This is a genomic window from Flexivirga oryzae (assembly GCF_014190805.1).
Lineage (GTDB): Bacteria > Actinomycetota > Actinomycetes > Actinomycetales > Dermatophilaceae > Flexivirga > Flexivirga oryzae.
This window is the reverse complement of sequence record NZ_JACHVQ010000001.1, coordinates 324,850-347,569: the sequence shown is the minus strand read 5'-3', so window position 1 is coordinate 347,569 and position 22,720 is coordinate 324,850. Positions and strand designations below refer to the sequence as shown.

Genomic DNA, 22,720 nt, shown 5'->3' with positions numbered 1-22,720 from the left:
GGCTACTTCGCGTCCGGGAGTTGGCCGGAGCACAGGTACTTGGTGTCCGCCGTCTTGCCCTTGGGACGCTCGGCCTCGGTGAAACCGAACGGTCCGACGATCTTCTTGAACTCCGCCGGGTTGTCGATGATCTTCTTGAGTTCCTTGTTGTAGGCGTTGAGCAGCGAGGTGTCGCTCTTGCGGAAGACCGCGGCGCCGGCGCCGATCTGCAACTTGCCGTTGACGGTCGCCGTGAAGGCCTTGGTGACCTCGACCTTGCTGCCGGCGTTCTGCGTCTTGACGAGGGTGCGCAGCGAGATCGCGGTCAGCGCGAAGACGTCGGCCTGACCGCTCTCCACCGCCTGCAGGCCGTCCTGCGGCGAGCCGACGGTCTGGGTCTGGATGCCCAGGTCCTTGGCATAACCGGCCTCGATGGCACCGTTCTCGGTGACCAGGTTGGCACCGGTCTTCTTGATGTCCTGCATGGTGTGCAGGTGCTTCGGGTTGCCCTTGGGCACCAGTAGCGCCGTCTCGTAGGTGATCTCCGGGTAGCTGAACGCGGCCTGCTTGCACCGATCGGGCAGGACCGACATGCCGGCGCTGACCTCGTCGAACTGCTTGGCGTTCAGACCGGGGATGAGCGCGTTCCAGTCGACCTTCTTGCCCTCGACCGTGTTGATGCCCAGCTTCTTGTAGACGGCGCGGTCCAGCGCGATGGTCGCACCGGTCAGCTTGCCGTTCTTGTCGAAGTAGCTGTACGGGTCTTCCCCGTTGATGCCGACGGTGACCTTGCCGGCCTTCTGCAGCTTCGCCAGGGTCGAGCCGCCGCCGTTGCCACCGCCGCCACTGCTGCCCCCACTGGAGCCACCGCAGCCGGCGAGCGCGAGCGAGCTGGCGGTCAGAACTGCGGCGGCCGCAATGACGGAACGCCGGGTACGCAGCGTCATGCTGGAACCTCTTTCGACTTGGGGGGAGCCACAGAAACGCACCTCCGGGGATAGGACTTTTCGAGGCTATGTCGATCCCGCAGAACATCTCAACGGCGCGGAAATGACCCGATCGGCTGCCCGTTGGCGGCTCGATTGCGGCATACCGACGCCTCCTGACCTGCACAAACGACACATTGTCGACATGTCGACGATACCCGTATCGGACCGAGTGTGGCGGAAAATCTTCGTTATGACTTCGAGACCTTCGAGCCGTTTACGGCGGCGCGTCGCGGTGAGAAGCGTCACATCGGGTGCGGTTAGAGTCGCTGTCTGTGAACATCCGACCGATCACCGACGAGGAACTTCCCGGCTACATCGCGACCACCATGCGGGAGTACGCCGAGGACAAACACACCAACGGCGGACTGCCGCTCGACGAGGCCCGCAGGCAGTCCGAGCAGGAGACCGCGCACTACTTCCCGGACGGCAGACTGACCCCCGGGCACGAGGTGTTCATCGCGACCGATGACGCCGGCGAGCGGGTCGGACGACTGTGGATGGCGCCCCGCGGAAACCCCGCCGACGAGTCGTTCATCTACGACATCCAGGTGGAGCCCACCGCGCGAGGCAACGGCTACGGGCGTGCCCTCATGCAGGAAGCCGCGAAATGGTCCCGTGAGAAGGGCTATCGCACCCTCTCCCTGCACGTGTTCGGCGGCAACAGCGTCGCGATCAACCTCTACGAGTCGCTCGGTTTCACGACGACCGACCGGATGATGAAGCTCGAACTGTGAGGAGGCTCAGCCTGTTTCGGGCCGGATGACCTCTACGGCTCAGTGGGCGGCGGCGGCGTCACAGCGGGCGCGGGGACGGTCAGTCCGTCGGCCGTGGCGATGTGGTTCAGCTGATCGTCGGTCAGTGACCGCTGCTGCGCGGCCGCCGACGCGTCCGGGTCGGGCACCGTGTCGAAGACGTTGACGAGGCTCCCGTCACCCGCGACGAAGGTGCTGAGGAACTGCGTGCTCGTCGGTTGCAACGTCTGTTGGTCGAGCAGCTGCTGCCGGGAGTTCATCAGCGTCCCGCCGTCGACCTGCGTCGTGTGACACGTCTTGTCCTTGGGCTCGCACGACGCCTCGGGCTGACCCGGAAGCTTCAGGGTGGTGTAGACGAGCAGGGTCTCGCCGTTGGACAGGTGGTAGTAGAGCTGCCACTCCGTGGCATTCGCCGCCTGGTCGGCCGGCAGCGGTGTGTTGCGGTTCCAGTCGCTCGGGTAGACGTTGTACGGCGCCGGCAGCTCGGGTGCCGCGGCGGCCACGGACGCCTGCATCCGCTCGCCGACCGGGTTGGCGGTCGCGAGGTGCTTCAACTGTCCGGCCGGCTTCGGCGTGTCGGCCGACCGGCCGGCGTGCACGAGCGGCACGGCGGCTGCCGCGACCGCGGCCACCGCGACCACCGTCCCGGTGGTGTAGGCGACGGTCCGGCGACGACGATGACGACGGCCGCCGGTCAGCACCGCGTCCAGGTCGGGGCCCGGAAGCCCTTCGGCGGCTCGGTCGAACTGATCTCGCAGCAGTTGCTCGACAGTCATTGCTCAGTTCCCCTCGATCGGTTGTGCCAGTGATGTCTCCAAGCGGGCCAACGCCCGCGCGGTCCTGCTCTTGACGGTGCCTTCCGGCAGTTGCAGCACCTGCGCGACCTCCCGCACCGACAGGTCCTCCAGGAAGCGCAGGGCGATGACGGCACGGTCCTGCTCCGGCAGCTGCGTCAGCACGTCGACGAGTTCGGCACGCTGGTGGTCGGCGGCGACCGGCTGCTCGGGCACCCGGTCCGTGGCGAATTCGCGCCGGCGCGAGCGCCATACGGCGATGCAGGTGTTGATCAGGGCACGCCGGGCGTAGGCCTCCGGGTTACCGGTCCGGATCCGCGGCCACCGCGCGTAGATCGCGACGAACGTGGTCTGCACCGCGTCCTCCGCGGCGGCCGGGTTGCCCAGCATGGCGTAGGCGGTCCGCATCAGTGTGCGTTGCCGCCCCAGGAAGAACTCGGTGAACTCGCTCTCCCACTGCGGTGTTCGGAACGCCATCTCGCCATACCTCCCTCACGTGGCTGTCCACGTGCCGTCACCCCTCAAGAGCGCGCAGCAGGGTGATCGGTTCCCGGTCCCCGACAGTTTTTCAGCCGGGGGTGAGAACGGCCGGCCCCGCTGCCGGAGAAGGGCAGCCGGGCCGGCCGGTTCGGTGGTGGGTCAGTGGCGGGTCGGCACCTCACGCACGGCGCCGCGGTCGGCCGAGGTCGCCATGGCGGCATACGCCTGCAACGCCTTGGTGACCACGCGATCACGCGACACCGGCTGCCAGGGCCGCTCGGCGGCCTCCATCTCGGCGCGCCGGCGCTCGAGCTCGGCGTCGTCCACCTGCACCTGCAACGTGCGGCTGACCACATCGATGAGGATCGGGTCACCGTCGCGGACCAGACCGATCGCCCCGCCCGCCGCGGCTTCCGGTGAGACGTGCCCGATCGACAGCCCGCTCGAGCCGCCGGAGAACCGCCCGTCGGTGACCAGGGCGCACTTCTTTCCCAGGCCGGTGCCCTTGAGGAACGCGGTGGGGTGCAGCATCTCCTGCATGCCGGGGCCCCCGGCGGGGCCCTCGTAGCGCACGACGAGAACCTCGCCGGGCTGGACGACCTTGTTGAGGATGACCTCGACGGCCTCCTCCTGGGACTCGACGACGCGGGCCGGGCCCTCGAAGTGCCACAGCTCCTCCTCGACGCCGGCGGTCTTGATGACCGCGCCGTCCGGGGCGATGTTGCCGCGCAGGATCGCCAGGCCGCCCTCCGCGGTGTAGGCGTGCTCCTTGTCGTGGATGCAGCCGTTCTCGGCATCGGTGTCGAGGTCGGCCCACCGGTTGTCGGTGGAGAACGGTGTCGTGGTGCGCACTCCCCCGGGTGCGGCGTGGAAGAGCTCGATCGCCTCGTCGGTCGCCTTGCCGGAGCGGATGTCCCACTCGTCCAGCCACTTCTCCAGCGTCGGCGTGTGCACGGTGGTCACGTCGCGCTCCAGCAGGCCGGCGCGCCGCAGCTCGCCGAGGATCGCCGGTATGCCGCCCGCGCGGTGCACGTCCTCCATGTGGAAGAACGAGTTGGGCGCCACCTTCGACAGGCAGGGCACGCGCCGGCTGATCTCGTCGATCGTGGCGAGGTCGAAGTCCTTGACCTCGCCCTCCTGCGCGGCCGCGAGGATGTGCAGCACCGTGTTGGTCGAGCCACCCATCGCGACGTCGAGCGACATCGCGTTGCGGAACGCCGCCGAGGTGGCGATGTTGCGCGGCAGCGCCGAGTGGTCGTCCTGCTCGTAGTAGCGCTGGGCCAGATCGACCACGACCTGCCCGGCGCGCTCGAAGAGTGCGCGGCGGGCGGCGTGGGTGGCCAGCGTGGAGCCGTTACCGGGGAGCGCGAGGCCGAGGGCCTCGGTCAGGCAGTTCATCGAGTTGGCCGTGAACATGCCCGAGCAGCTGCCGCAGGTGGGGCAGGCGGACAGTTCGATCTCGCTGAGCTTCGCCTCGTCGACGTTGTCGTCGGCCGACGCCGAGATCGACGTGATCAGGTCGGACGAGGGGTGCACGACGCCGTCGACGACGACGGACTTGCCGGCCTCCATCGGGCCGCCGGAGACGAAGACCGTCGGGATGTTCAGCCGCATCGCGGCGTTGAGCATGCCGGGGGTGATCTTGTCGCAGTTGGAGATGCACACCAGTGCATCGGCGGTGTGCGCGTTGACCATGTATTCGACCGAGTCGGCGATGATCTCGCGGCTCGGTAGCGAGTAGAGCATGCCGCCGTGACCCATGGCGATGCCGTCGTCGACCGCGATGGTGTTGAACTCGCGGGGTACGCCGCCCGCCGCACGCACACCCTCCGCCACGATCTCGCCGACGTCCTTGAGGTGAACGTGGCCCGGCACGAACTGTGTGTACGAATTCGCAATCGCGACAATCGGTTTGCCGAAGTCGTTGTCCGTCATGCCGGTCGCCCGCCAGAGCGAGCGGGCGCCCGCAGCAGCGCGTCCGAAGGTAGTTGTACGAGACCTCAGAGCTGGCATGGCGCCAGTGTACGACCGGCCGTCCACGGACTGGGACGACATCCCATCAGTCGGACGCGCGTGCGGTGTGCATGTCGACCAGGCGCGCGGTGCCCGGCGCGAGGTCCTGCCACGCCACCTCGACGTCCAGAACGGCCGCCGTGCAGGTCGAGAAGCCGCCGTCCAGGCTCGGCCCGTCCGGGTCCTCCGCAGCGCCCTCGGTGAGGGTCGCGGCCAGCCCCGGCATACCCGGCGCGTGGCCGACGAGCGCGATGGACCGGGCCGACCCGCCCTCCTGCGCAACGACGTTCAGCAGCCGATCCGCGGACGCGTTGTAGATGCGCCGGTCGTGGTCGACGAGCGCGCCGAGGCCGCTGCTCTCGACGATGTCCGCCCAGGTCTGGCGGGTGCGCACGGCGGTCGAGCACAGCACCAGGTCGACGCGGACACCCCGCTCCTTGAGCCACTCGCCCATCGCCCGCGCGTCGGCGTGACCGCGCTCGGTGAGCGCACGCTCGTGATCCGGGCTGCCGCCGGGGTCGGCCGTCTTGGCATGGCGGATGACGACCAGTTGGCGGGTTGCTGCAGTCATGCCGAGATCATGTCATTGCGGGCCGGTCGCAACCACGTTCTGGAGGGGTTCGTCGGCGGCGAAACGGGCCAGTTCGCGGCGCAGCAGGCGTAGGGCGCGCGGTTCGAACGCGGTCGACGCGCCGCCGATGTGCGGTGTGATCAGCACGCCGTCGGTCCGCCACAACGGGTGGTCGCCCGGCAGCGGCTCGGGGTCGGTGACGTCGAGCGCAGCACGCACCCGGCCGCTGGCACACGCCTCCACCAGGGCGTCGGTGTCGACGACGCCTCCCCGGGCGACGTTGACCAGCAACGCGTTGGGCGGCATACGGGCCAGGAAGTCGGCGTCGACGAGGTGCCGGGTCGCATCGGTGAGCGGCAGGATCAGGAAGACGACGTCGTGTGCCGGCAACAGCGCCGGCAGCTCGTCGATGCCGTGCACCGTGTCGACGATGTCGTCACCCGCACGCGCCCTCGACGCCACCGCGGTGATCGAAACCTCCATGGGCACCAGGCGTTTGGCGATCTCCAGCCCGATCGACCCGTAGCCGACGATGAGGGCCTTGCGGTCGGCCAACGACGGTAGCCCGGCCAGCCGCAGCCATTCGCCGTGCTCCTGGGCGCGAGCAGCCTGCGGTATGCCGCGCTGCGCGGCGATCGCCAGGCCCACCGCGAGCTCGGCGGTCGAGGTGTCGTGAATGCCGCGCCCGTTCGCGAGGACCACGCCGTCGGGCAGGTACTGCAGCGCGTGCTCGAACCCGGCGGTCACCAGCTGGACCGCGCGCAGCTTCGGCAGCCCCGCGAGCCTGGCCAACCGGTTCGGGTTGCTCATGTACGGCGGCACGACCAGCTCGATGTCGTCCCGCGGCGGTGCCCCCGTCATGTCCCACACGACCGGCTGCACACCCTCGACATCCGCCAGCGCGGCGGCCCAGTGCTCCTCCGGCAACGACACGACACTCATGCCCCGAAAACTAGCGCGACCCGCCACGCCCGCCACACAGCGGCCCAGGTCACCGCCGACCGCGCACACCCCCAGCCGAGAGGCCCACAAACCACCGACCGGCTCAGAAATATCGGTCGTTCGAGCCCGTTTTGGACCGGACTTGCTGAGCCTTTCGGTGATTAGTAGGCCTGTCGGTGAACTGGGGATGCCGGTGAACTGGGGATGCCGGTCAGCCGGTCAGCTTGGCCAGGATCAGCTCGCGCGCCTTGGCCGCGTCGGCCTGACCCTTCAGCTCCTTCATCACCTGACCGATCAGCGCGCCGGCGGCGTTGAGCTTGCCGTCGCGGACCTTGGCGGCGATCGCCTCGTTGGCAGCGATCACCTTGTCCACCGCCGCCTCGAGCGCGCCGTCGTCCTGGACCAGCTCCAGCCCGCGGGCATCCGCCACCTGGGTCGGCGAGCCCTCGCCGTCGATGACACCTTCGAGCACCTGGCGGGCCATCGAGTCGTTGAGCCGGCCACCCTTGACCAGGCCGTCCAGCTCGGCGACGTACGCGGGCGTGACGTTGAACTCGTCGATCGCCTTGCCCTCGACGTTGGCGCGCCGCGCGAGTTCACCGGTCCACCACTTGCGTGCACCGGCCGGCGTCGCGCCGGCAGCGACCGACTCGTCGATGAGGTCGATGGCGCCGGCGTTGATGACGTCGCGCATCTCCAGATCGCTGTAACCCCAGTCGGATTGCAGCCGCTTGCGACGCTGCGCCGGCGGCTCGGGCAGGGTGCCGCGCAGCTCCTCGACCAGCTCGGCGGCCGGGGCGACGGGCACCAGGTCGGGCTCCGGGAAGTAGCGGTAGTCGTCGGCGTCGGACTTCGGCCGACCGGCCGTGGTGACGCCGGTGTCCTCGTGCCAGTGGCGGGTCTCCTGGGTGATCGATCCGCCGCCGTCGAGGATCGCGGCCTGCCGACTGATCTCGTAGCGCACCGCGCGCTCGATGGACCGCAGCGAGTTGACGTTCTTGGTCTCGGTGCGGGTGCCGAGCTTCTCGGTGCCGATCGGTCGCAGCGACACGTTGGCGTCGCAGCGCACCGAGCCCTGCTCCATCTTCACGTCGCTGATGCCGAGCGCCTTGACCAGGTCACGCAGGGTGGCGACATACGCCTTCGCGATCTCAGGTGCCCGATCCCCTGCACCCTCAATGGGTTTCGTGACGATCTCGATGAGCGGGATGCCGGCCCGGTTGAAGTCGACGAGGGAGTACTCGGCGCCCTGGATCCGGCCGGTGGCGCCACCGACGTGCAGCGACTTGCCGGTGTCCTCCTCCATGTGGGCGCGCTCGATCTCCACCCGGAACGTCTCGGTGCCCTCGCCGGACGCCGCCGGGATCTCCACGTCGAGGTGGCCGTCGAAGCAGATCGGCTCGTCGTACTGGCTGGTCTGGAAGTTCTTCGGCATGTCCGGGTAGAAGTAGTTCTTCCGGGCGAACCGGCACCAGGACGCGATGTCGCAGCCCAGTGCGAGGCCGAGTCGGATCGCCGACTCCACGGCCTTGCCGTTGACCACCGGGAGCGCACCGGGCAGACCCAGGCACACCGGGCAGACGTGCGAATTGGGTTCTGCGCCGAAGACGGTCGCGCAACCGCAGAACATCTTGGTGTCGGTGTTGAGCTCGACGTGCACCTCGAAACCCATCACCGGGTCGTACGTGGCGAGCGCCTCGTCGTAGTCGATCACTGCGTCGGTCATCAGCCGGCCGCCTTTCCTGCCAGAGCCGGTGCTTGCGCCAGGATCGGCGCACCCCACTTGTCGTGCAACGCGGCCTCGAGCGCCGCGGCGACCTCGTAGAGTCGCTCGTCCTTGGTCGCCGGTGCGAGGATCTGGAAACCGCTGGGCAGTCCGTCCTCGGCCGCGAGGCCGTTGGGGATCGACATACCCGGAACTCCGGCGAGGTTCGCCGGGATGGTGGCGACGTCGTTGAGGTACATCGCCATCGGGTCGTCCAGCTTCTCGCCGAGCTTGAACGCCGTGGTCGGCGCCGTGGGCGTGACGAGCACGTCGACCTTTTCGTATGCCGCCGCGAAGTCACGCGCGATCAGGGTGCGGACCTTCTGCGCCTGGCCGTAGTAGGCGTCGTAGTAGCCCGCGGACAGCGCGTAGGTGCCGAGGATGACGCGGCGCTTCACCTCGTCACCGAACCCGGCCTCGCGGGTGGCCGCCATGACCTGCTCGGCGCTCGGGCTGTCGACACCCTCGGGGCCGACGCGCAGGCCGTAACGCATCGCGTCGTAGCGCGCCAGGTTGGAGCTGGCCTCGCTCGGCATGATCAGGTAGTAGGCGGCCAGGCCCTTCTCGAAGCTGGGGCATTCGACCTCGACGACACTGGCGCCACGATCGACGAGCAATTGCACCGACTCGTCGAAGAGCTGCTTGACACCGGGCTGGAAACCTTCACCCGAAATGCCTTTGATGACACCGATTTTCATACCGGAAACGTCGCCGCGGCGGGCTGCTTCGACGACCGGTGGCACCGGCGCGTCGATCGACGTCGAGTCCATCACGTCGTGGCCGCCGATCACCTCGTGCAGCAGTGCGGCGTCCAGCACCGACCGGGTGCACGGGCCGGCCTGGTCCAGCGAGCTGGCCAGCGCGATGATGCCGTACCGCGAGACACCGCCGTAGGTGGGCTTGGTGCCGACGGTGCCGGTGACCGACGCGGGCTGCCGGATCGAACCGCCGGTGTCGGTGCCGATCGCGAGCGGCGCCTCGAACGCGGCGACCGCAGCGGCGGAGCCGCCACCGGAGCCGCCCGGGATGCGCTCCGGGTCCCACGGGTTGCGGGTCGGCCCGTATGCCGAGTGCTCGGTCGAGCTGCCCATCGCGAACTCGTCCATATTGGTCTTGCCGAGGATCGGCATACCAGCAGCACGCAGCTTGCTCACCACTGTCGCGTCGTACGGCGGGATCCAGCCCTCCAGGATCTTGCTGCCCGCCGTCGTCTCCAGGCCCTTGGTCGCCAGGATGTCCTTGACAGCGATCGGCACGCCGGCGAGCGCGCCGAGTTGCTCGCCGGCGGCGCGTGCGTCGTCGACCGCCTTGGCCGCAGCGAGCGCACCCTCGGCGTCGACCTGCAGGAAGGCGTGGATGTCGCCGTCGACGTCGGCGATGCGGTCCAGGTGGGCCTGGGTGACCTCGACGGACGTCGTGTCGCCCGAGGCGAGAGCTGCGGCGATCTCCGCCGCGGTCATCCGGGTGTAGTCGGTCATCGGGTCCCTCAGTCCTCGTCCAGAATGCGCGGCACGGCGAAGCGCTCGGCCTGTGCCTTCGGTGCGGCAGCCAGTGCCTGCTCCGGCGTCAGGCTCGGGCGCACGACGTCCTCACGGGTGACGTTCTCCAGCGGCAGCGGGTGCGACATCGGCGGAGTGTCGTCGGCGGCGATCTCGCCGACCGTCGCGACGAAGCCGACGATCTGGTCCAGCTGACCGGCCAGCCGGTCGAGCTCGGCGTCGGTGAGTTGGATGCGGGCGAGCATGGCGACGTGGGCTACCTCGTCGCGGGAGAGCGCAGACATGGCGACGAGTCTATTTCGCGTTCATCGGCACGGTGCGCCCGGCCGGACCCTGCGGCCCGCTAGGTTCGGACGCCACACTGGTCACAGCACAGTGATACAACTTGATAGCAGACCAAAGTTTCTCCGAAGTCGCTCTCCGAGGAGGCTGTCATGCCAGGGATCACCATTTCGTCCGCCTACGGCGCCGGGGGTGGTGTGGTCGCCCCGCGAGTCGCCGAACGCCTCGGTTTCGCCATGCTCGACCGGGCCATCAGCGCCCAGATCGCCCAGGATCTGCAGGTGTCCCTCGACGAAGCACAGGAGGGCGAACGCAAACTGAGCTTTGCCGACCGCTTCTTCCGCAACCTCGCGCCGCTCGCCGACACCATTGCCGGTGGCGCCGCGATCGCCGCTGCCGACGGCGCCGCGGCACAGGAGTTCCGCGCGGACGCCAACCGCATCATGTGCGAAGCGCTGGCGAAGGGGGCCGTCATCCTCGGCCGCGGTGGGGCTGCCGCGATGCAGAGTCGCACCGACGTCCTGCGGATCCGTCTGTATGGCGCCCCCGAGGAGCGGATCCAGGCCGCGGTGAAGTTCGGCGTCGTCGGCGCGGAGGCCGCCGAGGAGAACCTCCCGAAGGTGGACGCGGCCCGGGCGAAATACGTCCAGCACCTCTACGGACGGGACATCGACGACCCGGCGCTCTACCACCTGCAGCTCAACACCCCGCGGCTGGAGCTGGACCAGTGCGTGGACATCATTCTCGCGGCATACCAGGCGTTCACGGCTGCGCAGCAGCCGACCGAGCACGCCTGATCCGACGCTGGACCCGCGCAACTGGTCGAGAGAGCACTTGTTGCCGTTTCAGCACCCTCGAAACGACGACAAGTGCTCTCTCGCGGGTATGACGCCCCGCGACTCACCTCACCGCGCCGCCGGGCATGCCCCGTTTCGAGCCTGCCGTCGTCGATGTCCAGATAGGTCTCGATCTCCGCATCGGACCACCGCTGACCGACAGGCCCACAAAACGCCGACCGGCCCAGTAATAGCGCCCCTGCTGGGGTCCTCGTTCTGAGCCTTTCGGTCATTGCTGGGCCTGTCGGCGATGTGGATGCCGGTCGTCCTCCACCGCCCGGTTGCGCAGCGTGGGCCGCTCGAGGTCGGTGTTGTCGAACACCCACGTGCTGTGTGAACGCGGGTCCGCCTCGGCGAGGTAGAGCCGCTGGCCCCCGACATACCGTTGGTTGACCGGCGCCTCCGGGTCAGGGTCATGGGTTCCTGGGAAGCGCGCGTTGCCCCGGGGCACGGTGATCTCGAGTGGTGCGTCGACCCAGACCGTGGCGTCCCACACATCCGCGAGCTCGGGACGTTGTAGGAAGATGCCGTCCACCAGGACGATTACGTCCGAGGAGACGTCGACCGTCGCAACGTCGACCGCTTCATCGGCGTCCACATCCCAGACTGCCGGAGTGATCGGCTGTCGGGCCCGCGCAGCGTCCACCACGAGCGCGCGGAACACGTCGTACCGGTAGGAACCGCGGTAGAAACCCTCCGCCCCCAGGCCAGCGGCCACGCGCTCAGCCTTCGGTCGGTGGAACCCGTCGATGCTCACGTTGAGGATGGGGCGGGTCGCGGCATCCGCCAGAGCAGCGAGTTCCTGGGCCAGATATGTCTTGCCCACGCCATCGAAACCATCGATCGCGATCAACGCCGGCTCGTCCGGCCGGACCGCTTGCAGCGCGGTGAGCAGTTGGGTCACCACGCGTTCGCGCAGAGTCAGCCCATCCACCTGCGCAACTCTACGAGCCCGGTCTATCGCACGTCGTTGTACATCTCGCTGAGGCTCCTGCGCCGCGACCGCATTCGATGCGCAGCCTCGGCGATGACGTCGAGGTCACGGCCGGATCGCAGGTGTACGACAGGATGCCCGTTCGGCCACGCTCGCCATGCCGAACCGGGGATGTTCTTGACGATCACGGTTCCGAGGTAACAGCCGACCTCGTTGCCCAGGCGCGGCCCGATCCCGGGCTCAGCGCTCCATGCGTCGAGTTGCTGATCCAGCCCGAGCAGGCTGCCGGGAGTGTCGTCCAGGACGACGTCGTGCTCCCTTGCCCATCCGCGCAGCGCCTTGCACTCACCCAGCAGTTCAACGAGCTGAGCCGGGTCGACATCACTGGATGGCCCGAAGACGCCGACACCACGGGCGGCTCCATGCTTTCGCCCGGGCAACCACGACCGCCACAACCCAGACACAAGGCGAGTGTGGCAGGCAGACCGGGCGCCCGCCAGTGGCGGTCACCGAGCCCGCACGATGTCGGCGGTGATGTCCAGATGGCCGCGGTGCTGGGACAGTTCCTCGTAGACGTGGATCAGGACACCGCCCTGGGTGCGCACCTCGTCCCGGTCCAGGTCCCGCTCACGCAACGGGCCGCGTGGCGGCGCCGAACCGTCGAACCCGGCGAGGTCCTGTGTGAAGGCGTCCCGCTGGCGTTCCAGCAGCAGGATGAGCTCGTCGACGGAGCCGGACGAGGTGAACTCGGCGGGACGGTCACGCGTGATCTCCCGATCGGCCAGCACCTGACCGCCCCAGAACTCCAAGACCCCGCAGCAGTGCCGCACGATCTGGTATGCCGTGTTGCCTCCCGGCAGCCCCGTCTCGGCGTTGGCGAGGTCGTCACCCAGCTCGCGCAGCGTGGCCGCCATACCGGTCAGGGCACGGTCGACGTGCACCAGCACGACGTCCAGCGGAACCTCTTCGGGCATCTGTGAAACTCCTTGTCGTTATTGCCGCTTCGCGATCTCGATACGCGACCTCGTTCCTCGGTCGCTACTCGATCCGCAGGGTTCCTCGGTCGCTACTCGGCCTCGTCGGGAGACAGGGCGACGCAGAGGACGCCCCTGTTGCCGTCCTGGTCGGCGAGCACGGTGAGCGACGGGGACTCACTGTCGTCGACGACGGTCGCACCCGCGGCGACCGCTGCGGCGATCCGTTGCTCGGCCGCCTCCGGTGCGACGTAGACCTCGACGTGGAACCGCTGGGCCGAGTCCTCGCCGTCGCCGAACCAGAGGTTGGGAACGCGGCCCCGGGCGTCGCGGATCTCGTCGCTGGGTGAGCCATAACCCTGGGACTCGGGGTCCCCGGTGAGCAGCGCCGCCCAGACCGGGGCGATGGTCTCCGAGTGCTGGGTGTCGAGGCCGAGCTCCATGACACTCACCGAGGCCGGGTCCGCGTCGAGCCCGTGCTCGGCAGCGATCCCACTGATCCGCCTGGCGAGGTCGACGTCCTGCTGGGTGACCCATTCGACGACGAGTTCGGTGCCGTCGTCGGTGCGGTAGATCGCGTCAGGGCTGACGAGCCGGAGGTCGACATACCCGTCGCCGATCGTCACCCTCGGGTGGTGCCCGACGGCGTCACCCGCTTCCCCCACGGTGCTGACGAATCGTGCGCCGGTGCCGAAGTCCGCAACGAGGTACCGGGCGTGCAACCCCTGTGCCAGCTTGCGCCAGTCGGCCAGCTGAGCCCTGACGATCTGATCATCCTTCAGCATGTCCATGCCGGACGACCCTAGCTGCGATGCTGCTACCGCGCAGGCAGCTCGAGGGAGTCCGCGGGCGGCGGTTCAGGATCAGACTGCTCCGGCCCGTTCGCCAGCAGCGCCTCGAAACCCTCCTCGTCGAGGGTGGGGACGCCGAGCTGCTCCGCCTTGTCGGCCTTGGAGCCGGCGTTGGCGCCGAGCACGACATACGAGGTCTTCTTGGAGACCGAGCCCGCCGCCTTGCCGCCGTGCGCGATGATCTCCTCCTTGGCCGAGTCGCGCGTGAAGCGCTCCAGCGAGCCGGTCACGACGACCGTCAGACCGGTCAACGTCTGCGGGATCGACTCGTCACGCTCGTCGGCCATCCGGACCCCGTCGGCGGCCCACTGCTCGACGATCTCACGGTGCCAGTCGACGGTGAACCAGTCGGTGACGGCCTGCGCGATCACGCCGCCGACGCCGTCCGCGGCCGCCAGGTCCTCGACGGATGCCGCCCGGATCGCCTCGATCGAACCGAACTCGGTCGCGAGCGCCCGTGCGGCGGTCGGGCCGACGTGCCGGATCGACAGCCCCACGATCACCCGCCAGAGCGGCTGCTCCTTGGCCTTGGCGAGATTGTCGAGAAGACGAACTCCGTTGGCGGACAACACCTTTCCGTCGACAACGACGTCCTCCGGGTCGGTCTTCTTCGCCGCGCGGGTGTAGAGCGGCACCGTGATCAGCCGCTCGCGGGTCAGCCCGAAGAGGGTGGACTCGTCGGTCAGCACACCCGACTCGAGCAGGGCCACCGCGCCCTCCCAACCGAGCGCCTCGATGTCGAACGCGCCACGACCGGCCAGTCCGAAGAGTCGCTCACGCAGTTGCGACGGGCAACTACGCGAGTTGGGACAGCGGATGTCCTTGTCACCGTCCTTCTCGTAGGCCAGCAGCGTGCCGCACGACGGGCAGTGCGTCGGCATCTCGAACTCCCGCTCGCTGCCGTCGCGCAGGTCGACGACCGGCCCGAGGATCTCGGGTATGACGTCACCGGCCTTGCGCAGCACCACGGTGTCGCCGATCAGGACACCCTTGCGCTTCACCTCGGATGCGTTGTGCAGCGTGGCGTTCGCGACCGTGGATCCGGCGACCACGACGGGCTCCATCACCCCGAACGGGGTGACCCGCCCGGTGCGCCCGACGTTGACCTCAATGTCGAGCAGCTTGGTGTTGACCTCCTCCGGCGGGTACTTGTACGCGATCGCCCAGCGCGGGGCGCGCGACGTCGCACCGAGGGCACGCTGCACCGGCACCTCGTCGACCTTGACGACGACGCCGTCCAGCTCGTGCTCCACCGAGTGCCGGTTGGCTCCGGCCCATTCGACATACTCCTGCACCTGCTCGGGGGCGCGCACCACCTTGTAGTGCGTGGACGTCGGCAGCCCCCACGCGTGCAGCAGCTCGTAGGCCTGCGACTGACGCTGGATGTCCAGCCCACGACGCGCGCCGATGCCGTGCACCAGCATCCGCAGCGCGCGACTCGCGGTCACCCGCGGGTCCTTCTGCCGCAGTGAACCGGCGGCGGTGTTGCGCGGGTTGGCGAACGGTGGTTTGCCGGCCTCGACCAGGGAGGCGTTGAGCTGCTCGAAGTCCGACATGCTCATGAAGATCTCGCCGCGCACCTCGACCAGCTCGGGCACGTCCTCCCCGGTCAGCTTGTGCGGAATGCCTTGGACCGTGCGGACATTGGAGGTCACGTCCTCCCCCGTGGTGCCGTCGCCGCGGGTCACACCGCGCACCAGCCGGCCGTTCTCGTACGTGAGGTTGATCGCCAGGCCGTCGATCTTCAGCTCGCACAGGAAGTGCAAGGACTGGTCGCCGGCCTCCCGCTGCACGCGCGCGACCCAGGCCGCCAGCTCCTCGGCGCTGAAGACGTTGTCGAGGCTGAGCATCCGCTCGGCGTGCTTGACCGCGGTGAAGTCGGTGTTGAAGATCGCGCCGCCCACCTGCTGGGTCGGGCTGTCCGGCGTCCGCAACGCGGGGTGGGCGTCCTCGATCTCGTTGAGCCGGCGCACCAGCCGGTCGTATTCGCCATCGCTGACCGTGGGCGCGTCGCGCACGTGGTAAGCGAACTGGTGCCCCCGCACCTCGTCGGCGAGCTCGGTCCACTCGTGCCGGATGTCTGTCGGGATGCCGTCGGTCTCGGTCACGGCTGCCATCCTGCCGTATGGCGGCGACAGCACAGCGCCATACCTCGTGGCGGTGGTGGGCGTCCGGCGAGGAAGTCCCCACTGGGGCGACCTACGCATGCCCGGGACGCCACCACCCGCACCGGAATCCCCACTGGGGCGACCAACGCACACCCGGGAGGCCCCAGCCCGTACCGGACTCCCCACTGGGGCGACCTACGCACGGCCGGGACGCCACCACCCGCACCGCAGTCCCCACTGGGGCGACCTACGCACGGTCGGGACGCCGTAGCCGTTCCGGAATCCCCACTGGGGCGACCTACGCACGCCCGGGACGCCACCACCCGCACCGGAATCCCCACTGGGGCGACCCACGTACGGGCGTCGCGGCGCCCGCGGGGGTCACTCGGCGACTGCGTCGCGCAACATGTGTGCGGCGTCGACGGTCAGCCGGCCGATGCGTATGGCGTCAGCGGGTGCGGCGCCCGCCAAGCCGCACGCGGGTGTCACGACCAGCCGCTCGAACAGCGCGGTTTCCAGCCCGACCCGGTGCCACTGCTCGATGAACGGCTCCACGTGGTCCCGGGGGTGGCGCGCGGTCGAGTTCGTCGGGATGATCCCGGCCCAGATCCGCCGGCCCGACTCGACCAGTTCCGCCAGACCGTCCCATTGCGCGGTGCGGACCAGCGCGACATCGAGTGACGGCTCGAGCGCGGACACCTGGCGGATGAGCGGCAGCGGCACGTCCGCCGCACAGCAGTGCAGCACCTGCGCATCGACATGGGACGCCACGACTTCGGTGATGTGGGTGAGCCCGTCACGCACGACGGACGGATCGGTCGCCGGGACCCGGCCGAACCCGGAGGCAGTCGGCAGCCGGCCGGCGAGCACCGCCGGCAGCGCCGGCTCGTCCCACTGCTGCACCAGGCTCGCGCCGGGCACGAGACGCTGCACGCTCGTCAACAGTTCGACCGCGGTGTCCGCGAGCGACTGGACGATGTCACGGGTCGCTCCGGGGTCGCCCGCCACTCGCCCGCCACGCGGCAACTCCAGGGTCGCCGCCAGCGTCCACGGGCCGCACAGTTGGACCTTGAGCGGTCCGGTGTAACCGTCGTAGACCTCGGCGAGCACGTCCAGGTCCTCGCGCAGGAAGGACCGGGCGCGCGACGCGTCGCGGCCGGACCCGTCCGTCAGCCGCCAGCCGGACGGCTGCAGGTCGACGGCAAGGCCGACCAGCTGCGCTGCCGTGCGCCCGACGAGGTCCGCACCCGGCCCCCGCGCGGGAAGCTCCGGGAGGTAGGGGACGCCGCCCTCGCCATACAACTCCCGCACCGACTGCGTCGCACCCCGCACATCGCTGCCCGGCAGCGATCCGACGCCACTGGCCGACACCTCGTCGCTCACGCCGTCGTCCCTTCTCGTGGCCCGCTCATGAAGAGATCTTCGCGCCCGCCTACCGGAACTTCGACAGTGGCTGGTGTTTCATGCCCTTCAGCGGTTTGACGAAGGTGCCCTTGGTCGACTCGATGAAGCACCCGACAAGCGTGGTGCCGCGCTCCCAGCCGGTCTTGCCGGTGATGCTGGAGTAGGCGGTGACCTGGGTGGTGTGCTCGACGCCGAGATAGGTCCGGTCGAGCGGCAGACACTCGTTGGTCGCATCGCTCTGGGCCGTCTTCAGACCGGGATACCGGCCGTCCGGGGAGCCGAGGACGAATCCCCCGGTGGTCTCCGCCTGGTGCGGCTCGTTGCACGAGATGAAGGTCAGCGAGTCGGACGTGGTCGTACTCGGCCGTTCCTTCGTGCACAAGCGATAGGGCACGTAACCCTTGTCCTTGATCCGGTCGCGCACGGTGTACGAGACGGTTTGCGCGCCCGAATCGTCCGGCTTGTCCACGCTCGCGGCGCACACGATCTGCTTGTCCGAGTCCGGTACGTCGGCGGTGGGCACCGACGTGGCGAAGATCCGCGAGAACCCGGCGGTGGAGCTGCCGACATACCCGGGCAGCACGTTGTTGCAGGTCCAGGTGCGCAGCACGCCGCGCATGACCATGTCGTCGGCATACCTCGTCGTGTCGACGACCGCCGTGATCTCCTTCTCGTGCGGCTGCGTGCACGGGGTGAGCTGCCAGCCGTCGTCCCGATAGCACTGGCCGACCACGTACTGCTGGGCCGGTGAGCTGCTCGAACTCGTCGCGACGGTGCCCGTCGTGGGTGCGGTGTCCTGTGTCGCCGCACTGGTGACCGCGACCGGCCCGCTGCCGCCGCCGCACCCTACGAGGCCGACGCACGCCAGCGCCAGGCAGCCCGCTCCGAGGAACCCGCGCATCACGATCACTGGAACTTGGACAGCGGCTTGTCCTTCATGCCCTTGAGCGGCTTGAGGAAGGTGCCCTTGGTCGCCTCGACGAAGCAGGCGGTCATCGTCGTCCCCTTCACCCAGCCGGCCTCGCCGGTGCTGTTCGCGGCGGCGATGACGTCGCCGCGGACCGTGCCGAGGTAGGTCTTGGCCAGCGGCACACAGTGCTTGAGGGCCGACTGGTCGACGGCCTTGCCACCCGGGTACTTGCCGTCGGCCTTGCCGATCACGTAGCCGCCGATGGTCTCCGCCTTGTGCGGATCGCTGCACGGCACGATCTTGGGTGAGTCCGACTTGCTCGGCCGATCGCTGGTGCAGATGCGGTAGTCGACGTAGCCCTTGTCCTTGATGCGGTTCTTCAGCTTGTAGGTGATCTGCTCGTAGCCGGAGTCGTCCGGCTTGGCCACCGCGGCGGCGCAGACGATCTCCTTGTCGGAGTTCGGGTCGATGATCGACGGCACCGGCTGACCCAGGATCCGGGAGAAGCCGGCGGTGGGGCTGCCGACGTATGCCGCGATGGCGTTGTTGCAGGTCCAGGTCCGCAGCACGCCACGCTTGACCATGTCGTCGGCGTCCTTGGTGGTCTTCACGACCGCGGTGACCTCGAGCTTGTGCGACTGGTTGCAGGGCGTGACCTGCCAGTTGACGGTGTCGTCATAACACTGGCCCGGCTCGAAGTGGGCGGCGACCGTGTCGCCGCTCGCCGCCGAGCTCGAGCCGCTGGTCTCGGACGCCGGGGTGCTCGGCGCCGACGACGAAGAGCTGGTCTGCGACGTCGTCGGGGCCGTCGAGGTGTTGCTCGTGCTCGGAGGAGCCGCGACCGTCGGCGAGTCGTTGCCGCCGCCGCAGGCAGCCAGCCCGAGACACACGGTGCTGATGGTCGCGACGGTCAGTATCGGGCGCGTCAGTCGGTGGTTGGTCAGAGCCATTGGCGGATCCCCTCATGTTCCTTCGATCGGCCGCCACGATAGCCGGTGTTACGGCGACCTTCCCAACCCTGACGGTCCGCCGCCCCAATCGGTTTCACCCGGACGCGGATCGCCTGCGGTCCGTCGCCGTGATGGTCGCGGACCCGACGACCCGTGTGCCGTCATACAGCACCACGGACTGTCCCGGTGCGACACCGCGCGCCCGCGCATCGAGCCGGACGGTGACACGCTCGCCCTCCGCGACCGCGGTGGCGGCGAACTCCTCTCCGTGCGCACGCAGTTGGGCGCCGACACGCAGCTCCCCGACCGGTGCCTCCCCGCACCAGCGGGCGTGCTCCCCGACGACGAGGTCGATGCCCAGCAGGTCCTCGGTGCCGACGACCACGGTGTTGCTGCTCGGCTGCACGTCGACGACGTAACGCTTGGCGCCGTCCTCCCGCGGGACCTTCAGGCCCAGCCCGCGTCGCTGGCCGACGGTGTAGGCGAACGCCCCCTCGTGGTGGCCCACGACCGTTCCGTCGGTGTCGACGATGTCGCCCGGCTGCTCGCCCAGCCGGCGGGTCAGCCAGCCCTTGGTGTCCCCGTCGGCGATGAAGCAGATGTCGTGACTGTCGGGCTTCTTGGCGACCGAGAAACCCCGGGCGGCGGCCTCCTCGCGGATCTGCGGCTTGGTCGTGTCGCCGAGCGGGAAGAAGGAACGCGCGAGCTGGTCGGCGTCCAGGACCCCCAGGACGTAGGACTGATCCTTGGCCATGTCGACCGCCCGGTGCAGCTCCCGGCCCTGCCGGCCGTCGACGATCTGGGCGTAGTGCCCCGTGGCGACCGCATCGAAGCCGAGCGCGAGCGCCTTGTCGAGCAGGGCGGCGAACTTGATCCGCTCGTTGCATCGCAGGCACGGGTTGGGTGTGCGGCCGGCGGTGTACTCGGCGACGAAGTCCTCGACCACGTCCTCCTTGAACCGCTGCGCCATGTCCCAGACGTAGAAGGGTATGCCGACCTTGTCGGCGACCCGGCGGGCGTCGCCCGCGTCCTCGATGGTGCAGCAGCCACGAGCGGATTCGCGCAGCGTTGCGGCGGATTGGGACAGCGCGAGGTGCACACCGACCACCTCGTGACCGGCGTCGACCATCCGGGCGGCGGCGACCGCGGAGTCGACGCCGCCGCTCATCGCTGCGACGACCCGCATCAGCGGCTGCTCCCGCCCGCCGCGTTCGTGCCGGCAGCGCTGCGGGACGCCGGGCTCCTGGTGGTCGACCGGGCCCGTCGAGCGCGCTCCACCGCAGGCGGCAGCGCGTCGAGGAACGCTGCGACGTCCGCGTCGGTCGAGGTGTGTCCCAGGGTCAGCCGCAGCGCGCCGCGGGCGTCGTCCTCGCTGATGCCCATGGCGAGCAGCACATGGCTCGGTTGCGGCACACCGGCCTGGCACGCGGAGCCGGTCGAGCACTCGATCCCGGCGGCGTCCAGCAGGTAGAGCAGCGAGTCGCCGTCACAGCCGGGCACCCGCAGGTGGGCATTGCCGGGAAGTCTGGTGGTCACGTCGCCGACCTGGTGCGCACCGGTCACCTCGATGTCCAGGCCCAGGTCGAGTGCTCCCCGAATCAGCTTGTCGCGCAGCGCGGACAGCTTCTCCTGTTCCTGCTCGAGCGACCCGATCGCGAGAGTCGCCGCGAGCGCCATACCCCTGATGCCGGCGACGTCCAGGGTGCCACTGCGCAACTGGCGCTCCTGGCCACCGCCGTGGGTCAGCGGGGTCAACGACACATCACGACGCGCGAGCAGCACGCCGGTGCCCTGCGGGCCGCCGAACTTGTGCGCGCTCGCGGTCAGCAGATCGGCACCCGACGCGGTGAAACCGACCGGCACCTGACCGATCGCCTGGACGGCGTCGGTGTGCACGGGTATGCCGTGCTCGTGCGCGACCGCGGCGACTTCGGCCACCGGCTGGACGGTGCCGACCTCGTTGTTGGCCCACATCAGCGACACCAGCGCGACGGACCCGGGGTCCCGCTCGATCAGCGCCCGGACCTGCGCGGGATCGCTGCGTCCGACCGAGTCGACCTCGATCCAGTCGACGGTGGCGCCCTCGTGGTCGACGAGGTGTTCGACGGCGTCGAGCACCGCGTGGTGCTCGGTGGTGCCGACGATCAGCCGACGGCGCTGCGCGTCGGCGGCGTGGCGGCTCCACCAGGTTCCCTTGATCGCCAGGTTGTCCGATTCGGTGCCCCCGGAGGTGAAGATCACCTCGGACGGACCGCAGCCGAGGGCGGCCGCCACGGCCTCCCGCGACTCCTCCACGACCCGCCGGGCCGCTCGCCCGGCAGTGTGCAGCGACGACGCATTGCCTCCGACGGCGAGTTGTTCGGCGATCGCCGCGATCACTTCGGGACGCGTCGGCGTCGTCGCAGCGTGGTCGAGATAGACCTGGTCAGGCACCGGACCAGCGTACGCGCCGGGTCCGGCCGTCGGGAAAGTCGTCCCGCCCAGCGGGCTGCGCACGGCGGCGGCCGGCGGTTTGCCAGACTGTCGGTCGTGACGCGACCTGTGACCCGATCGACGCTGCGCCGCCCCGTTCTCGCCGCCGCTTGCGGCCTGCTCGCGTCGCTGCTGGCCGGCTGCAGCTCCGGCGGCCCCGACGGCTCGGCGAGCAGCAGCGACGGCTCGGTCACCGCGGCACCGGCGACCTGCTCGACCAGCGTCGCGCCCGGTCTGAACGGCGCGGCCGTCCCGTTCGGCACGCACGCCACCACCGGGAGTTCCTCCGCCCTGCAGGTCAGTTCCGGCCGCCCGATGGCGACAACGGTCCCCTCGGGCCACGCCGGCTACCGCTTGGTGGAGGTCCCGATCACGGCGGACGTGCGCACCAACGGCACCTTCGCGGTCGACCGCTCCCAGTTCGTCCTGGTCGGGCCGGACAACCGCCTGTGCACCCAACCGAAGATCAATCCGCTCGCCGGTGGCTTCGTGGCACTCACCGTGGACGAGGCCCATCCGGGATCCGGCGTGGTCGCCTTCCTGGTGCCCGCGTCGGTGTCGACGACGCAGCTCAGCGTCCGCTACCTGCCGGCGACCGGGGCACCATCGGCGAGCCTCGCCTGGCGGTCCGACGCGACGGCACCGCCCACCCCCGAGGTCACGAACGCCTGTGACGGCGCCAAGTCGACCTACCGGGCCACGGGGGTCCACAGCGTGTCGTTCGGTTCGTCGGTCGAGCACGGCGACAGCGTGGTGTCATCGACGGTGCGGGCATCGACACCGACCCGTCGTGCTTTCGAGCCGGGGCCGAGCCAGCCGAACAACATGGATGCGATCGACGTCAAACTGCACGTCACCGCGTCCGGTGCGGATGCGTATGTCGATCGGCTGGCGTTCGTGCTCGTCGACGGCACCGGACGACTGTGCCGACGCGCCGCCGTCAGCAGCCAGGGCGAGACCCTCAGCAGCGCCCTGGTCAAGAAGGGCCACTCGGCGAACTACACGATCGTGTTCTGGGCTCCCAAGGACAGCACGATCAAGGGCCTGCGACTGCTCCAGCTGACCAAACCGAGTGGGAAGAAGGTCGGGTCGATCTGGTCCGCGCCGAAACTCACCCTGTCCCCCACCGATTGAGCGGCATACGAATGTGTTGAGCGGCATACGGATCCGGGGTGGATCCGTATGCCGCTCAATGCACGGGTGTGCCGGTCGATC

Annotated in this window: 22 protein-coding genes; 3 read left to right on the top strand and 19 right to left on the bottom strand. The window is 69.3% G+C overall.

The features are described 5' to 3' along the window. Nucleotides 1-2: 2 nt before the first annotated feature. Nucleotides 3-926 carry a transporter substrate-binding domain-containing protein gene (locus FHU39_RS01610; protein WP_183318363.1) on the bottom strand — a complete coding sequence of 308 codons (924 nt, stop codon included), beginning with the start codon at nucleotides 924-926 and terminating at the stop codon, nucleotides 3-5. Nucleotides 927-1,240: 314 nt separating this feature from the next. On the opposite strand from FHU39_RS01610, the gene FHU39_RS01605 reads away from it, so the two are divergent. Next, a complete protein-coding gene (locus tag FHU39_RS01605) occupies nucleotides 1,241-1,702 on the top strand; it encodes a GNAT family N-acetyltransferase (RefSeq protein ID WP_183318361.1) in 462 nt (153 codons plus the stop codon). A gap of 32 nt (nucleotides 1,703-1,734) precedes the next feature. Here FHU39_RS01605 and FHU39_RS01600 read toward each other — a convergent pair whose 3' ends face one another. From FHU39_RS01600 to gatC, 8 genes are all read right to left on the bottom strand, one after another. After that, nucleotides 1,735-2,496: a hypothetical protein gene (locus FHU39_RS01600; protein ID WP_183318358.1), complete on the bottom strand. Its 762-nt coding sequence runs from the start codon at nucleotides 2,494-2,496 to the stop codon at nucleotides 1,735-1,737. Between the two features lie 3 nt (nucleotides 2,497-2,499). Next, nucleotides 2,500-2,991, bottom strand: coding sequence for a SigE family RNA polymerase sigma factor (locus FHU39_RS01595; protein ID WP_183318356.1), 492 nt, complete (start codon nucleotides 2,989-2,991; stop codon nucleotides 2,500-2,502). Between the two features lie 162 nt (nucleotides 2,992-3,153). After that, entirely contained in the window at nucleotides 3,154-5,007 is a 1,854-nt protein-coding gene (gene ilvD / locus FHU39_RS01590) for a dihydroxy-acid dehydratase (RefSeq protein ID WP_183318354.1), read from the bottom strand. A gap of 46 nt (nucleotides 5,008-5,053) precedes the next feature. Further along, nucleotides 5,054-5,578, bottom strand: coding sequence for a SixA phosphatase family protein (locus FHU39_RS01585; RefSeq protein WP_183318352.1), 525 nt, complete (start codon nucleotides 5,576-5,578; stop codon nucleotides 5,054-5,056). A 12-nt stretch (nucleotides 5,579-5,590) separates the two neighbouring features. Next, on the bottom strand, nucleotides 5,591-6,520 hold the full coding sequence (locus FHU39_RS01580; RefSeq protein ID WP_183318350.1) for a 2-hydroxyacid dehydrogenase: 930 nt from the start codon (nucleotides 6,518-6,520) through the stop codon (nucleotides 5,591-5,593). Nucleotides 6,521-6,731: 211 nt separating this feature from the next. Continuing rightward, a complete protein-coding gene (gene gatB, locus FHU39_RS01575; protein WP_183318348.1) occupies nucleotides 6,732-8,246 on the bottom strand; it encodes an Asp-tRNA(Asn)/Glu-tRNA(Gln) amidotransferase subunit GatB in 1,515 nt (504 codons plus the stop codon). Next, entirely contained in the window at nucleotides 8,246-9,763 is a 1,518-nt protein-coding gene (gene gatA, locus FHU39_RS01570; protein WP_183318346.1) for an Asp-tRNA(Asn)/Glu-tRNA(Gln) amidotransferase subunit GatA, read from the bottom strand. The genes gatB and gatA overlap by 1 nt, the downstream gene beginning before the upstream one ends. Nucleotides 9,764-9,771: 8 nt before the next feature. Then, nucleotides 9,772-10,068, bottom strand: a complete 297-nt coding sequence (gatC, locus tag FHU39_RS01565) for an Asp-tRNA(Asn)/Glu-tRNA(Gln) amidotransferase subunit GatC (RefSeq protein WP_183318343.1) — start codon at nucleotides 10,066-10,068, stop codon at nucleotides 9,772-9,774. Nucleotides 10,069-10,218: 150 nt separating this feature from the next. Here gatC and FHU39_RS01560 point away from each other — a divergent pair, with 150 nt between their 5' ends. Next, nucleotides 10,219-10,863: a cytidylate kinase-like family protein gene (locus tag FHU39_RS01560; RefSeq protein ID WP_183318341.1), complete on the top strand. Its 645-nt coding sequence runs from the start codon at nucleotides 10,219-10,221 to the stop codon at nucleotides 10,861-10,863. A 268-nt stretch (nucleotides 10,864-11,131) separates the two neighbouring features. Here FHU39_RS01560 and FHU39_RS01555 read toward each other — a convergent pair whose 3' ends face one another. The 10 genes from FHU39_RS01555 to FHU39_RS01510 form a co-directional block, all read right to left on the bottom strand. Further along, nucleotides 11,132-11,836 (bottom strand): nucleoside/nucleotide kinase family protein, encoded by a 705-nt coding sequence (locus FHU39_RS01555; protein WP_183318339.1) that lies wholly within the window; start codon nucleotides 11,834-11,836, stop codon nucleotides 11,132-11,134. 23 nt (nucleotides 11,837-11,859) lie between these two features. Then, on the bottom strand, nucleotides 11,860-12,300 hold the full coding sequence (locus FHU39_RS01550; protein ID WP_183318337.1) for a DUF6278 family protein: 441 nt from the start codon (nucleotides 12,298-12,300) through the stop codon (nucleotides 11,860-11,862). A 42-nt stretch (nucleotides 12,301-12,342) separates the two neighbouring features. Then, complete coding sequence (locus FHU39_RS01545) at nucleotides 12,343-12,810, bottom strand: mycothiol transferase (RefSeq protein ID WP_183318335.1); 468 nt, start codon at nucleotides 12,808-12,810, stop codon at nucleotides 12,343-12,345. Between the two features lie 92 nt (nucleotides 12,811-12,902). Continuing rightward, nucleotides 12,903-13,601 (bottom strand): 4a-hydroxytetrahydrobiopterin dehydratase, encoded by a 699-nt coding sequence (locus FHU39_RS01540; RefSeq protein ID WP_183318333.1) that lies wholly within the window; start codon nucleotides 13,599-13,601, stop codon nucleotides 12,903-12,905. 26 nt (nucleotides 13,602-13,627) lie between these two features. Beyond that, nucleotides 13,628-15,778: an NAD-dependent DNA ligase LigA gene (gene ligA, locus FHU39_RS01535; protein WP_183320822.1), complete on the bottom strand. Its 2,151-nt coding sequence runs from the start codon at nucleotides 15,776-15,778 to the stop codon at nucleotides 13,628-13,630. Nucleotides 15,779-16,150: 372 nt separating this feature from the next. Beyond that, complete coding sequence (locus FHU39_RS01530; protein ID WP_343065691.1) at nucleotides 16,151-17,152, bottom strand: uroporphyrinogen decarboxylase/cobalamine-independent methonine synthase family protein; 1,002 nt, start codon at nucleotides 17,150-17,152, stop codon at nucleotides 16,151-16,153. A gap of 49 nt (nucleotides 17,153-17,201) precedes the next feature. Further along, entirely contained in the window at nucleotides 17,202-18,074 is an 873-nt protein-coding gene (locus tag FHU39_RS01525) for a septum formation family protein (RefSeq protein ID WP_183318331.1), read from the bottom strand. A gap of 5 nt (nucleotides 18,075-18,079) precedes the next feature. Beyond that, entirely contained in the window at nucleotides 18,080-19,033 is a 954-nt protein-coding gene (locus tag FHU39_RS01520) for a septum formation family protein (RefSeq protein WP_183318329.1), read from the bottom strand. Between the two features lie 94 nt (nucleotides 19,034-19,127). After that, nucleotides 19,128-20,219, bottom strand: coding sequence for a tRNA 2-thiouridine(34) synthase MnmA (gene mnmA / locus FHU39_RS01515; protein ID WP_183318327.1), 1,092 nt, complete (start codon nucleotides 20,217-20,219; stop codon nucleotides 19,128-19,130). Beyond that, nucleotides 20,219-21,466, bottom strand: a complete 1,248-nt coding sequence (locus FHU39_RS01510) for a cysteine desulfurase family protein (protein WP_343065690.1) — start codon at nucleotides 21,464-21,466, stop codon at nucleotides 20,219-20,221. Before FHU39_RS01510 ends, mnmA begins: the two co-directional genes overlap by 1 nt. A 96-nt stretch (nucleotides 21,467-21,562) precedes the next feature. On the opposite strand from FHU39_RS01510, the gene FHU39_RS23940 reads away from it, so the two are divergent. Beyond that, a complete protein-coding gene (locus FHU39_RS23940; RefSeq protein ID WP_246336138.1) occupies nucleotides 21,563-22,639 on the top strand; it encodes a hypothetical protein in 1,077 nt (358 codons plus the stop codon). Nucleotides 22,640-22,720 lie beyond the last annotated feature (81 nt).